The organism is Streptomyces sp. NPDC002144, from assembly GCF_053593695.1.
Genome location: NZ_JBSFDB010000023.1, coordinates 125,441 through 138,055, shown reverse-complemented (window position 1 = coordinate 138,055; position 12,615 = coordinate 125,441). Strand labels below are relative to the sequence as shown.

17 protein-coding genes are annotated in these 12,615 nt (G+C 72.3%); 5 read left to right on the top strand and 12 right to left on the bottom strand.

Translation table 11 applies throughout. The annotated features are described in order from the left end of the window. Window positions 1-108: 108 nt before the first annotated feature. The 3 genes from ACWCQ1_RS30880 to ACWCQ1_RS30870 all read right to left on the bottom strand — a co-directional run bounded on the left by ACWCQ1_RS30880 (window position 109) and on the right by ACWCQ1_RS30870 (window position 2,746). Window positions 109-870, bottom strand: coding sequence for a sulfite exporter TauE/SafE family protein (locus ACWCQ1_RS30880; RefSeq protein WP_358605974.1), 762 nt, complete (start codon window positions 868-870; stop codon window positions 109-111). 74 nt (window positions 871-944) lie between these two features. Further along, window positions 945-2,066, bottom strand: a complete 1,122-nt coding sequence (locus ACWCQ1_RS30875; protein ID WP_133049114.1) for a Gfo/Idh/MocA family protein — start codon at window positions 2,064-2,066, stop codon at window positions 945-947. Continuing rightward, window positions 2,036-2,746: a ThuA domain-containing protein gene (locus tag ACWCQ1_RS30870; protein WP_451027843.1), complete on the bottom strand. Its 711-nt coding sequence runs from the start codon at window positions 2,744-2,746 to the stop codon at window positions 2,036-2,038. Before ACWCQ1_RS30870 ends, ACWCQ1_RS30875 begins: the two co-directional genes overlap by 31 nt. An 88-nt stretch (window positions 2,747-2,834) precedes the next feature. Here ACWCQ1_RS30870 and ACWCQ1_RS30865 point away from each other — a divergent pair, with 88 nt between their 5' ends. Next, complete coding sequence (locus ACWCQ1_RS30865) at window positions 2,835-3,623, top strand: SGNH/GDSL hydrolase family protein (protein ID WP_358605981.1); 789 nt, start codon at window positions 2,835-2,837, stop codon at window positions 3,621-3,623. A 15-nt stretch (window positions 3,624-3,638) separates the two neighbouring features. Here ACWCQ1_RS30865 and ACWCQ1_RS30860 read toward each other — a convergent pair whose 3' ends face one another. Both ACWCQ1_RS30860 and ACWCQ1_RS30855 read right to left on the bottom strand, forming a co-directional pair. Next, window positions 3,639-4,898, bottom strand: a complete 1,260-nt coding sequence (locus ACWCQ1_RS30860; protein ID WP_358605984.1) for a PP2C family protein-serine/threonine phosphatase — start codon at window positions 4,896-4,898, stop codon at window positions 3,639-3,641. 52 nt (window positions 4,899-4,950) lie between these two features. Next, entirely contained in the window at window positions 4,951-5,406 is a 456-nt protein-coding gene (locus ACWCQ1_RS30855; RefSeq protein ID WP_358605987.1) for a DUF4442 domain-containing protein, read from the bottom strand. 174 nt (window positions 5,407-5,580) lie between these two features. Between ACWCQ1_RS30855 and ACWCQ1_RS30850 the strand changes: the two genes are divergently transcribed. The 3 genes from ACWCQ1_RS30850 to ACWCQ1_RS30840 are packed head-to-tail and all read left to right on the top strand — an operon-like array spanning window position 5,581 to window position 7,477. Then, a complete protein-coding gene (locus tag ACWCQ1_RS30850; protein WP_358605990.1) occupies window positions 5,581-6,222 on the top strand; it encodes a GTP cyclohydrolase II in 642 nt (213 codons plus the stop codon). A gap of 23 nt (window positions 6,223-6,245) precedes the next feature. Then, window positions 6,246-6,533, top strand: a complete 288-nt coding sequence (locus ACWCQ1_RS30845) for a DUF2218 domain-containing protein (RefSeq protein WP_358605993.1) — start codon at window positions 6,246-6,248, stop codon at window positions 6,531-6,533. Beyond that, window positions 6,530-7,477 (top strand): NADP-dependent oxidoreductase, encoded by a 948-nt coding sequence (locus ACWCQ1_RS30840; RefSeq protein ID WP_358605996.1) that lies wholly within the window; start codon window positions 6,530-6,532, stop codon window positions 7,475-7,477. The genes ACWCQ1_RS30845 and ACWCQ1_RS30840 overlap by 4 nt, the downstream gene beginning before the upstream one ends. A 9-nt stretch (window positions 7,478-7,486) precedes the next feature. Here ACWCQ1_RS30840 and ACWCQ1_RS30835 read toward each other — a convergent pair whose 3' ends face one another. The 3 genes from ACWCQ1_RS30835 to ACWCQ1_RS30825 form a co-directional block, all read right to left on the bottom strand. Beyond that, complete coding sequence (locus ACWCQ1_RS30835) at window positions 7,487-7,663, bottom strand: hypothetical protein (RefSeq protein WP_165955152.1); 177 nt, start codon at window positions 7,661-7,663, stop codon at window positions 7,487-7,489. An 85-nt stretch (window positions 7,664-7,748) separates the two neighbouring features. Further along, entirely contained in the window at window positions 7,749-8,372 is a 624-nt protein-coding gene (locus tag ACWCQ1_RS30830) for a DUF6629 family protein (RefSeq protein ID WP_358605999.1), read from the bottom strand. A gap of 63 nt (window positions 8,373-8,435) precedes the next feature. Further along, the gene (locus tag ACWCQ1_RS30825) at window positions 8,436-9,431 is read right to left on the bottom strand and encodes a LacI family DNA-binding transcriptional regulator (RefSeq protein ID WP_356766077.1); all 996 of its coding nucleotides are present in this window, start codon (window positions 9,429-9,431) and stop codon (window positions 8,436-8,438) included. A gap of 253 nt (window positions 9,432-9,684) precedes the next feature. Between ACWCQ1_RS30825 and ACWCQ1_RS30820 the strand changes: the two genes are divergently transcribed. Then, window positions 9,685-9,879 (top strand): hypothetical protein, encoded by a 195-nt coding sequence (locus ACWCQ1_RS30820; RefSeq protein WP_133049123.1) that lies wholly within the window; start codon window positions 9,685-9,687, stop codon window positions 9,877-9,879. 55 nt (window positions 9,880-9,934) lie between these two features. Here the strand turns inward: ACWCQ1_RS30820 and ACWCQ1_RS30815 are convergent, their stop codons facing one another. From ACWCQ1_RS30815 to ACWCQ1_RS30800, 4 genes are all read right to left on the bottom strand, one after another. Beyond that, window positions 9,935-10,375, bottom strand: coding sequence for an SRPBCC family protein (locus ACWCQ1_RS30815; protein WP_358606002.1), 441 nt, complete (start codon window positions 10,373-10,375; stop codon window positions 9,935-9,937). 53 nt (window positions 10,376-10,428) lie between these two features. Beyond that, entirely contained in the window at window positions 10,429-10,770 is a 342-nt protein-coding gene (locus ACWCQ1_RS30810; protein WP_133049125.1) for an ArsR/SmtB family transcription factor, read from the bottom strand. Continuing rightward, complete coding sequence (locus ACWCQ1_RS30805; RefSeq protein WP_358606006.1) at window positions 10,767-11,231, bottom strand: SRPBCC domain-containing protein; 465 nt, start codon at window positions 11,229-11,231, stop codon at window positions 10,767-10,769. The genes ACWCQ1_RS30810 and ACWCQ1_RS30805 overlap by 4 nt, the downstream gene beginning before the upstream one ends. A 90-nt stretch (window positions 11,232-11,321) precedes the next feature. Next, complete coding sequence (locus ACWCQ1_RS30800; RefSeq protein WP_133049127.1) at window positions 11,322-12,377, bottom strand: NAD(+)/NADH kinase; 1,056 nt, start codon at window positions 12,375-12,377, stop codon at window positions 11,322-11,324. Window positions 12,378-12,615 lie beyond the last annotated feature (238 nt).

The window sequence follows — 12,615 nt, the reverse complement described above, 5'->3', positions numbered from 1 at the left end:
AACGAAGTCCCCTCATGAGGACGCCGTCTACATATGAGGACGGAGGCTAGGTTGATCGACACCGCCGGGTCAATGGGTGCGCACCGGTCGGCCTGAGCTGACGTGCCGTCAGCCGGTCCGGTACCAAAGGGATACGGCCAGGCCGAGCCCCGCCAGCGCGATGGCGATCCGCAGCGGTTTCTCGGGCAGCCGTCGTACGACCACCGGCCCCACCCGGCTGCCGATCAGACAGCCGAGGCCGAGTGCCGCCGCCGCCCTCCAGTCGACCGGCGCGAGGAAGGCGTAGGCGATCGCCGCGGTGACGTTGGCGGCTCCGGTGGCGACGTTCTTCACGGCGTTGGTCACCCGGAGCGGCTCGTCGGCGGCGAGGGACAGCACCGCCAGCATCAGGACGCCGGCCGCGGCCCCGAAGTAGCCGCCGTAGAGCCCCACGAGGAGCACCGCGAGGATCAGCGGGAGCCGGCCGCGCCGGCCGTCCCGTTGCGGGCGTCGGTCGGCGAGCCGGCGCAGTGGTTCACGCACCAGAATCAGGACCGAGCCCAGGGCGATCAGCCACGGCACGACGTGCTCGAAGGCCGAGGACGGCGTGCCCAGCAGCAGTGCCGCGCCGACCGAGCCGCCGGCCGCCGAGAGGAGCCCGAGCCGGACCAGACGGCGGCGCTGTCCGCGCAGCTCCTCGCGTGAACCGGCCGCGGTTCCCAGGGTGTTGGTGAACAGCGCGACCGTGTTGGTGACATTGGCGGCCACCGGCGGCAGACCGGCGGCCAGCAGCGCGGGATAGCTGAAGAGCGAGGCCAGTCCCGCGATCGATCCGGCGAGCCCGGAGGCGACGCCGGCCAGTGCGAGCAGGAACACGGAGCCGGCCGACACGGGGCCTCCCTCTCCAGTCGGTGAGCACGGAGGCCCCATCCTGCCCGGCGGACGTCCCGCATGTAAGACGGTGTCTACATAGGGAGACGGTCTTGGGGTCCCTTCCACATCCACGCCGGGGTCAGCGGGACCGGCTCGGGTCGCTCCACGGAGGTCGTCAGCGTGATGCGCCTGCCCTCGGCGGCGGAGTGCAGCAGCGCGGTCATCGTCTCCAGGACGTGCAGGGCGACGTCCCCGCCGGCGCGGGGCGGGCGCCGGTCGTCGGCCCTGAGGAAGTCGAGCAGGCCGATGCCGCGGGTCGCGTCGGCGTAGCCCGCCGACGGAGCGAGGGTGCGCCAGTCGGTGCCGCCCAGCTCGAAGAGCCGTACCTCGCCGTCGAACTGGTTGGGATCGGGGACGGCCAGGGTTCCCCTCTCGCCGTGGATCTCGATCGGGGCGGCGGTCGTGGTGACCCCGTCGAAGCTCGTGGTGAGGGTGGAGAGGGCACCGCCGGCGTGTTCCAGGACGCCGGAGACATGACTGTCCACCTCGACCGGGATCCGCTCCCCCTGACGCGGCCCGGAGCCGATGACCCGCTCACCGCGCAGCCGGCTGGACGCGCCGGTCACCGTCCGCACCGGGCCCAGGAGGTGGACGAGCGCCGAGATGTAGTACGGCCCCATGTCCAGCAACGGGCCGCCGCCCGGCGCGTAGTAGAAGTCGGGGTTGGGGTGCCAGCGTTCGTGGCCCGGGGTGACCATGACCGCCGACGCCGCGAACGGCCGCCCGATCAGCCCGGCGTCGACGGCCGCGCGGGCCGTCTGGGTACCGGTGCCCAGGACGGTGTCCGGCGCGCAGGCCACGCCGACTCCCGCCGCCGCGGCGGCGTCGAGGACCGCTTGGCCGTCGTCGAAGGCACTGGCCAGCGGCTTCTCGGTGTAGACGTGCTTGCCGCGGCCGATCGCGTCGAGGGCGATTCCGGCGTGCGCGGCCGGGGTGGTGAGGTTGAGGACGGTGTGGAGGTCGGAGGCGGCGAGCAGGTCCTCGACGCTCAACGCCTCGGTGCCGGGCAGCCGCCCGGCGACCTCGGCCGCGCGGGCGGCGTCGAGGTCGGCGACCGCGGCGATCTGCACGTCGGGGTGCTCCGCGAGCGTGCCGAGGTAGGCCCGCGCTATGACGCCGAGCCCTACGATGCCGATGCGGTGCGCGTCGCCCACAGCATTCCCCTCTCGATGACGGTACGGACGGCGGCGTCCTCCAGTACGTCGAGACTGTGTCCCGGCGTGGTGACGACGATGCGTCCTTCGCCCCACCGCCGGGTCCAGATCGCCGGTGAGGTCACCGGACGGTGCCAGGGATGCCAGGGCCGTACCGGATGGGTGGTGGTGGCGAGCACGTCGATGAGGTCGTCGTGGAGCACCCAGTACTGCTCGGTCTCCAGCTCGAAGTCCTCCAGCCCCGCGGTCACGGGGTGTTCGCGGCCGAGCTCCGTGAAGTGCACGGTGTGGGGCAGGAAGTTGTCGTCGGCCTCCCCGCGGCGAAGACAGGGCTCCTTGCCGGGGTGGGTCGCGAACTGGCCCCCGACCAGGTGGAGATAGTCGGAGGAGGCGCGGAAGGAGTCGGCGATCCCGCCGTGCCAGCCGGTGAGGCCGGTTCCCGCGGCGACCGCCGCGCCGAGTCCGGCCACCTGCTCGTGTGTGATCTCCGCCATGGTCACGCACTGCACGATGAGATCGGTGACCCCCAACTCCTCGGCGTCGCCGTAGACTTCGGTCGACTCCTCGACGCGCACGGCGTAGCCGTTGTCCTCGAGGAAGGGGATGAACAGCTCGGTCGCCTTGACCGGTTGGTGCCCCTCCCATCCTCCGCGCACCACCAGGGCCCTCTTATGCGCCACGTGCCGCTCCCTCTCCGGTTGTCGGCTTCGACGCAATGGGGCCTGCCCAGTCTGAACCACGGATGAACCGAAGATAGACTCGGGCGGCATGACCGTCTCACACCCGTTCACCCGCTACGTCGCGATCGGCGACAGCCTGACGGAAGGCGTCGGTGATCCCGCCCCGACGGGCGGGCCCCGGGGCTGGGCCGACCGGCTCGCCGAGACCCTCGCGCAGACGCAACCGGGTCTGACCTACGCCAATCTGGCCGTGCGCGGCAAGACCAGCACCCAGATCAGGGCCGACCAGCTGTCCCCGGCGCTGGCGCTGCGGCCCGACCTGGTGACGGTGACGGCGGGCATGAACGACGTCGTACGGCGGCGCTACGACCCCGAGGCGGTCGCCGCGAACATCGAGGAGACGTTCGCCCGGCTGACCGCGTCGGGTGCCCACGTCGTCACGATGACCTTCCCCGACCTCGGCACGGTCTCCCCGGTCGCGCGCCGGGTGCGACCGCGCATCATCGGCCTCAACTCCCGGGTGCGCGACATCGCGGGACGGTACGGCGTATCGGTCCTGGACGTCTTCCCGCACCCCTTCACCGCCGACCCCCGCCTGTGGAGTGACGACCGCCTGCACGCGAGCCCGGTCGGGCACGCCCGGATCGCCGCCGGCATGGCCCACATCCTGGGTCTGCCGGGTCATGAGAACTGGGCGGAGCCGCTTCCCGCCCTGACCCCCGTGTCGGTGTTGCGCGCCCTGGGAGCCGATGTCCGCTGGGCGGTGGACCATGTCGGCCCCTGGGCATGGCGGCGCCTGCGCGGCCATGTACCCGGCGACGGTTTCGTGGCCAAGCGCCCCGTGCCGAGCCCGGTGCTCCCCCAGCACGCGGGCTGAACCGCCCGGCCGGCTTCAGCGGGAGCCGGTTCCGTCGCGCCGGGGCCGGGCCGCCAGGACCGCCACGTCGTCCTCGGCGTGCCGCGCGCCCAGGCCGGTGAGGACGGTGTTCAGGATGTCCTCCACGCCGTCGCCGGGCCGGAACCGGATCCGGGCGAGCCGTTCCAGGGACACGTCGATGTCCTCGCCCCGCCGCTCGACGAGGCCGTCGGTGAACATCAGCAGGGTCTGCGTCTCGTCCAGGGCGTAGGTGGTGGGTTCGTAGCCCCCGAGCCCGGTGCCGAGCGGCGGTCCGACCGGCATCGGCAGAGCGACCGTCCCTCCCCGGCCACCGATCACCGTGGGCGGCAGGTGCCCGGCACCGGCCAGCGTCACCCTGCCCCGGGCCGGGTCGACCCGGGCGATCAGACAGGTGGCGGGCCTGCGGTCAGGTGCGCCTGCGGAGATGTCGTCGAGCTGGCGCAGGATGCGCTGCGGCGGCAGATCGGCCGCGGCCAGGGAGCGCAGGTCGGAGCGGTACGCGGCCATGTCGACGGCGGCCTCCACGCCGTGCCCCATGACGTCGCCGACCACCAGCAGCGTGCGCCCGAAGTTCAGCCGTACCGTCTCGCACCAGTCACCGCCCACCAGGGCGCGCCGGCCGGCGGGCAGATAGCGGGTCGCCACGTCGAGGTTCGGGTGCGGACGTCCCGGTTCGGCGCGCAGGGCGCGCTGCAGGTCCCCGGCGGTGCGGCTGACACCGGCGTAGTCCCGGGCGTGCCGGAGATGGGAGGCGGCCCGCTCCGCGAGAAGGGCGAGCAGACGGGCCTCGGTCGGGGTGAAGGCAGCGTGCTCCCGGGCGCAGACGAGGATGCCGTAGCGCAACGCGCCGGTGGCCACGGGCACGCACAGCGCGGGACGTGACCGCCCGGGCGCCGTGGGACCGGCCGGCGAGCAAGCCTGCGCCTGGGCCCACGGGTCCACCGTGTCCCGCGCGATCGCCGTGGCCCACCGGAGGTCCGGCAAGGCGTCCGCGTCGCCGGCGATCGCCCCGTACCCCGAGACGGTCGCGCCCTCGACCCGGACGACCGCGGCCGAGCAGCCGAAGCGGTCGGCGACCGCCCGGGTCAGCTCGGCGCAGGTCGTCTCCTCGTCGAGGGTCGTGCCGATCCCGGACACCGCGGTCCGCAGCGTCTCCAGCGCCTCGACGACGGTGCCGCACGAGTCCGCCGCCGGGGGCGCGTCCACCGGCGTGGCGGTGCGGAGCGACCGGATCAGCCGCACGACTCTGGACACCTTCAAATCGTGACAAACAGCGGCGCCACCCGCACAGTACTCGGCCCCACCGTCACCGCCGCCGCACGCTCCAGTCGAAGCTCCCCCGGCACACCGGCGCCCCCGACGCGTCGACGACCTCGACCTCGGTGGACAGCCGGACCCGGTCCGTCTCACGCGTCCACAGCGGGCGCAGGGCGTCGCGGGCCTCGTCCGTCAGACGACAGGAGGCCAGGAGCCGTCCGCGCGCCGGGGCGAGGAACTCCACGGAGGCGGATCGGCCGAGCGGCACGACGCCCTCCATCTCACCGTCGTCGCCGGCGGCCGCGATGATCGCCGCCAGGTCGGTCGCGTCGATCAGGGCGACGAGGCCGCCGGAGTGCAGTGAGCCGATGACGTTGGCCAGCTCCGGAGGCGTCCGCAGCGCCACCTCGGCCGCGGCGTCGGCGGCGCGGACGACCTCGACACCGGCGGTGCGGTGTGCGGGTATCGGCTCCAGCAGTGTGCGGGCCGGCGCGGTCCTGTCCATGGCCGCAGCCTCGCACGGGCTGCTGGCCGGGAGGTGTCCGCGAGGACAACAGCCCCGTCGCCGCATCACGTGATCGACGCCACACGGGTATCGATGTTCAAAATTTGAAGCACATCGGCTATGGTCTGTCTATCCCATTCAAATTTGAACAAGCCGTCGCCCTCGGGAGATGCCATGACCGCCCACGCCCCAGCCGCCTCCGTCCGCACCCGTGTCACCATCCCGCTGCGCTTCCCCGACGGCTACGAAGTCACCGCCGAGTCCGTCACCTTCCACGGGCTTGTCGACGGCAAGGAACACGTGGCGCTGATCCTCGGCGATCCCGCCGCGGCCCCGGCGCCGCTGGTACGACTGCACTCGGAGTGCCTGACCGGGGACGTCTTCGGCTCCGCCCGCTGCGACTGCGGACCCCAGCTGCGCGAGGCCGTCGAGCGCATCGCCGAAACCGGCGGCGTCCTGCTCTACCTGCGCCAGGAAGGCCGCGGCATCGGCCTCTACAACAAGCTCGACGCCTACGCCCTGCAGGACGCGGGCCTGGACACCTACGAGGCCAACACCGCCCTCGGCCTGCCCGAGGACGGACGCGACTACACCGCCGCCGCCCAGATGCTCACCGCACTCGGCATCACCGGACTCGACCTGCTCACCAACAACCCCGACAAGGCGGGCCAGTTGCGGGCCCTCGGCGTCGACGTCCGCCTCGTGCGGCCCACCGGCGTCCACACCACCCCCAGCAACCTGCGCTACCTCCACGCCAAGGTCCGCCACACCCACCACACCCTCGCCCTGCCGCGCCTCGCCGGCCTCGCCGGCTGACGCCCTCACCCCGGAGTCGCACCATGCCCACGTCCCACGGCCGCGCCGCCACCGACGCCGCCCCGCGCTACGCCAAGCAACTCGCCTCGCACTTCGGCCGGAAGATCCCCACCGAGGAGCTGCCCGAAGGGCGCCACCGCCTCACCTTCCAGCAGACCGACGTCCTGCTGGAGCCCGCGGAGGACCACCTGCTGATCCGGGTGACCGCGCCCGACGCCTCCACGCTCGGCACCATCCGGGACGTCGTGGCCAGCCACCTCGAACGCTTCGGCCGCCGCAACGAGTTGACCGTCGTCTGGGAGCAGTCGTGAAGGCCGTCACGATCGACGGCTTCGGCGCCGAGCCGCGCCTGACCGACCTGCCCGTGCCGCGGCCGGGCCCGGGAGAGCTGCTGGTACGCCTCCACGCGGCCGCGCTGAACCCCTTCGACTGGAAAGTGGCCGACGGCGCCCTCAAGGACGCGGTCGAGCACCGCTTCCCCCTCGTCATGGGCTCCGACGGCGCCGGAGTGGTCGAGCGCATCGGCGAGGGCGTCAACCGCTTCCGCCTCGGCGACACCGTCTACGGCCAGTTCATGAACGTGGCCCGGGGACACGGCTCGTACGCGGAGTACGCCCTGGTCCCGGAGGACGGAAGGCTCGCCCGCATACCCGAGGACCTCCCGTTCGGTGTCGCCGCGGCCCTGCCGACCGCCAGTGCCACCGCCTACCAGGCCATCGAGGCGGCCCGGCTGGACACCGGGCAGATCATCCTCGTCAACGGCGCCTCCGGGGGCGTCGGTCAGTCGGCGGTCCAGTTCGCCGTCCACGAAGGCGCACGGGTGCTGGCCACCGCCGCCCCCGACATCGCCGGTCACCTCCGCGACCTCGGCGCCCACGAGACCCTCGACTTCACCGCCGCGCCCGTCGCCGAGCAGGTGCTGGCCGCGCACCCGGACGGCATCGACGCCGTCCTGGACCTGATCACCCACCCCGGCGGAGACATCGACGCCTTCGCCGCCCTGCTCAAGCCCGGCGGCCGGCTGATCAGCACCAACCACGCCACCGACCCCGAGGCCCTGGCCGCCCGTGAGATCCACGGCGTCAACCTCTCCAGCAGCCCGAGCCAGGCCGAACTCGCGGCCCTCGCCGACCTCACGGCCGCCGGAAAGCTCCGCGTCACCGTCGACGCGGAGATCTCCCTGGCCGACGCCCCCGCCGCCGTGGCCCGCGCCCGCTCCGGCCACGCCCGAGGCAAGACGGTCATCCTGCTCTGAGCCGTACGGTCATCCGCGGCCCTGCTCGACGTACCCGCGGTCCTCGCACTCCCCCTCGACGACGTCCCGCCCGCGCCGCCGCCGCGGCACAGGCGTCGAGGTCCCGCGCGGGACGTAGACGTCTCCGCTCAGGCGGCGCAGCGGTGTCACCCGGCTGCGGATCCGTGACGTTCCAGTGGTGTTCATGGTCCCACCCTGCGACGCGGGAGCCGACGCAACCAGGTCCCTCCCGCACGCAGGATCACCGCTCCCGGTAGCGACACCACCACCGTCAGCGGGAATACGCGGGCTCCCGGCGCACGACCCAGCCGTACACGACCACCGAGCACAGGGCCGCGAACGCGCACCACGTCGAGACGAACTCCAGCCGCCAGAGCGCCCAGCACAGCAGCGCCCCCACCCCGGCCAGCAGACCGAGTCCGCGCACCCAGCGGTCGGTGGCCAGCAGCAGCGCGCCGACGGTGGCCAGCAGATACCCCGCCACGAGCAAAGCCCCATGTGTCAGCCCGAGCACGTAACCGACGGTGTGGCCCCGGATCTCGGCGCGGACGGGACGGGTGGCGATGGCGTACGACAGCGCGGCGGCGGTCGCGACCCCGCTCGCCACGGGAACGGCGAGCCGGGCCCGGGCCTGTCGCGGACCCGCGCACAGCACGGCGAACGGCACCCACACCGCCAGCAGCGGAAAGGCGATCACCGCCCAGGCGACGGTGGCCGGACCCGTACCGCCGCCGGCATGCCAGACCCACGCCTCGACCAGCTGATGGGCGCCCAGCAGCAACGGCAGCGCGGCCAGCGGCAGTTCACGCACCCGACGTACCCGCGCCACACAGAAGGCGCCGACGGCGGCGATCCCGGCGCCGGCGACGAGATCGGCCGTCGCGCTCCAGCACATGGCTCCACCCTGACCTCGACCGTGCCGCGCCGCCACGGCGGACACCTGTGTGCGTACCGGTGCTCAGTCCGCCGGCGGCGGCCCGCTGGTCCCGCGTACCACCAGCTTCGGGTCCAACACGGCTTCCCGCGGATCGAGTTCGGGTTCCTCCAGCCGCTCCACCGCGAACCGCACCGCGTGTTCGGCCATCAGCACCGCGTCCTGCCGTACGGTCGTCAGGCCGATCGGCATCAGATGCGAGAGGTGGCTGTCGTCGTACCCCACGACGGACATGTCCCGGGGGACCTCGACACCGGCCCGGGTCAGCGGCATCAACAGGCCCATCGCGCACCGGTCGTTGCCCGCCAGGACGGCGGTGGGCAGGGGCAGGCCCCGGTCGCGCTCCTGAAGCAGCAGACGTCCGGTCTCGATGCCGGACTCCTCGGTGTGGTCCCCGGGCAGGACCCGCGCCTCCTCCTCCAGCCCGTGCCGGCGCATCGCCGCCCGGTAGGCCCGCCGCCGCTCGGCCGACCCCGGGCCCCGGCCGCCGTCGATGTGCAGGATCCGGCGGTGGCCGAGTTCGACCAGGTGGTCCATGGCCTGACGGACGCCCTTGCCCTCGGCGGAGTGGACGAAGTCCACGTGGGCGTGCGGGACCCGGCGGCTGACGGAGACGGCGACCGTGCGGCGCCCCAACTCGTCCAGGAAGGCGGGCTCGGCGAAGGAGCCGAGCAGGATCACCGCTTCGCAGCGGTGGCTGAGCAGCGCCTCGACGGCCTTCTCCTCGCTGCGGCCCCGGGTGGCGCCGGAGAGCAGGACCTCGTAGCCGAGACGTTCGGCCTCGGGGTAGATGCCCTCGATCAGGTTGGTGTGGAAGGTCTGCTGGACGGTGAACATGACGCCGAGCGTGCGGCTGCGGCCGCGCGCCAGCAGCCGGGCCGCGCTGTCGGGCCGGTAGCCGATCTCGTCGGCGACCCGCAGCACCCGTTCCCGGGTCTCCTCGCTCGCGCCCGGCTGGTTGCGGAACACGATCGAGACGAGCGCCCGCGAGACGCCGGCCTTCTCGGCGACGTCCGCCATCGTGGGCCGCTGCTTGCCCGATGCTTCCACCTGTGACCACCCTCCGACGCCGCCCACCCTATTGGCATGACCTTGGGCTGGGGACATCGTACCCGGCTAGCGCGCACTAATAGAGCGCGCGAGTGACGTGTCGGACCACCACCCGCACAACGAAGGTGCGTCACCATCTTGACCGGTGACGCACCTCGTGCGAGTCTGAGTCCCGCGGCGGACCGCGGAACTCGATCCGCCAAGCGAACAGCGGAGGTTGACCGTGGAGATCCAGAGCACCCCGGACAGCGCTGCGGCCGCGCGCCACGCACGGTTCGGCACGTTGCCCGAGCGCATCCGCTACGAGGACATGACCGAGGAGAAGGCGGCCACACCGCACGACCCGGCGCGGGAGGCCTACGACCCCGAGGGCGCCTGGATGTCCTTCTCCTGCCTGGCGGCGGACCTCGGTCTGTGAGACACCTGCGCCGACCGAGGATTCATCACCCATCAGGACGGTGAGGTCGACACACCTAGTGCCAGTTGCTGATCCTGACGTCCTGAGGTGCCGGGTCACCCTTTCCGGTCTCGACGAGCTTCTTGAGGCTCATCAGGAAGGTCGCCCACTTGGTGCTGCAGTGGTACATGAACTCCACCGGCTCCCGCCAGCCTTCGTGCCGGAAGAGGACGATCGTGTAGTCGTCCTCCTGCTTCAGGTCGAAGTGGATGTGGGTGCCGACCCATTCCTCGGGACCGTCGACCACCTCCCAGCGCACCAGCTCGCGGGGCCGGGCCTCCAGGACCTTGATGTCGAACCCGCCGGGCTCGAAGCGGAACCGGACCACTCCCCCGGTCTCGGGGTCGCCTTCGGTGTCCTGGGTCCACCAGTTCGCCAGCCCGTCGACCGTGGTCAGGGCCGCGTAGACCTCGTCGGGAGACGAGGTGACGCCGATCCTGTGCAGGATGTCCACCATGTCGATTTCTCCTTCTCCGATGTTTCTCGGGCGCCCGCCGCGCTCGCGCGCGGTCAGCGCTCCTGGTTACGGCGCTGGATCGCCTCGGCGATCCGCTTGATGCGTTGGAGCCGGGCGTCCCAGGCGGCGCCGACCGCTGACAACTGGGCCACGGCCCGGGCGAGTTGGGCCTCGTCGACCCGGTAGAGACGCTCGCGTCCGGACGGGGTGACATGGACCAGTCCGACCCGGCCGAGCACGACGAGGTGCTTGGTCACGGCCTGCCGGGTGACCGGCAGACGCTCGCTGAGCGTGGTCGCCGTACCGCCGCCGTCGGCCAGCAGCAGATCGAGCATCCGCCGGCGTATGGGGTCGCCCACCGCCGACCAGAGTTCGTCGTCGATGGCGGTGCTCACGACGTCGACACCACCCGGTCGACGTAGGTGACGAGCCGCGGCAGGAAGTGGTCCCAGCCCGTGACGTGCTCGCGGTAGCGCTCTTCGAGTACGGCGGCCTCCCAGCCGTTCTCCCGGAAGCCGCCCTCGGAGAACCGCAGCAGCGTGCCGGTTCCGGAGGGGACCAGGTCGAAGATCACCAGCAGCGAGTTGTCGACCGACGCGACCTCGCCCTCCTCGTACGCCCACCGGAAGGAGAAGCGCCGGGGCGGGTCGGCCTCCAGCACGGTGAGCGGTACGACGTTCGCCTCCGGGTTCGTTCGGTCGCCGAACACGACGACCCCGGTGGCGCCGGGCTCGGGCTTGAGCTCCGCCTCGTCCGGCCACCACTCCCGGAGGTGTTCGGGCGTGCTGATCACCTCGTACACGACCTCGGGTGCGGCCTCCACGTAGATCTCGCGCTCGATGCTGCCGTACTCCATCCGCCCTCACTCCATTCGCAACCTTTGGTTGCACATCACCGTACGCCGGAAGCGGCGAACATGCAACCATTCGTTGCGCGACGGGGTCCGTCAGGACAGCGGGGGCGGGGGCAGCTGGAGGTGGCGTACATCCTCCGGGACGGGCCCGCTGGGGCGAAACAGGGGTGCCGACTCTCCGTCCGCGGCCGTGGCCGGCGCGTCGGTCAGGCGCATGCGGTCGCGCAGGCGGCCGTAGAAGTCGGCTGGGCTGAGCCTGACCAGGCGCAGCGGCTCCGGTGCCGCGATCACCCCGATCCAGTCCCCGGGTTCGAGGACTCCGCGCGGCTGGCCGTCGACGCTGACGGCGGCACGCCCGGAATGCGGCAGCACGCGCAGGGCGATCGGCTCGTCGGCGTTGGCGATCACCGTGCGGTTGAACGTCATGTGCGGGGCGACCGGCGTGAACACCACCGCCCGCATCCGGGGCGAGAGCACCGGTCCCCCGGCCGCGAAGCTGTAGGCGGTCGAGCCCGTGGGGGTGGCGACGATGAGACCGTCGGCGGAGTACGAGGCCAGCAGCCGGCCCGCGATGTAGACGCCGACGGCCACCTGGCGGTCCCGGGCCAGCTTCTCCACCACGATGTCGTTGAGCGCGGTGACGTCCAGCGCCACGCCCCAGGAGTCGTCGTCACCGGACCGCGGCGGTGGCGGCGGCAGCGCGGGGCCCCGGCCGTAGCACAGGATCTGCTCCATGTCGGAGGGCATCTCGAGCGGCCTGGACGCCCGCATCGTGAGGGTCATCCGCTCCTCGCACTCCGAGCGCCCGGCGTGCACGGCGTCCAGCGCCCGTTCGACCTCGGTGACCGGGGTCTCGGTCAGGAAGCCGACCTTGCCGAGGTCGACGCCGAGCACCTGGATGTTCTTCTTGGCCGCGATACGGGCGCCGCGCAGGAAGGTGCCGTCCCCGCCGAGGGTGACGATCAGGTCGGGACCGCCCGCGGCCCGCATCTCCTCCCGGCCGCTTCGGCGGCTGCCCTGCCCCTGCCACACGTCGATGTCCACGCAGCCGATGTCGCGCCGCGCGCACCACTCGCGCACGGCCCGCGCTCCCGACACCGCCTCGGGACGTCCTTCGTGCACGACGAGTCCCAACCGGCTGATCGGCATGTCGTCTCCCGGGCTGCCGTGGTCTGTCTGCGGGCTCTGTGACATGGTCACAGCTTTGGCGGACGCCTGCCATGAGGCTGACGGACAACCCCAAGTCCGGATCCCTCTCGGTCATCTGTATTCGAGATGATCGACATCTTGCATCATCGGCCACAGGTGCGGAAGCTTCCTCCCGGCATCGGTGCTGAAGCCCTACGAGCGCCGACGCGGCCGCTCGCCGAAGCTTTCCGTCCCGAGA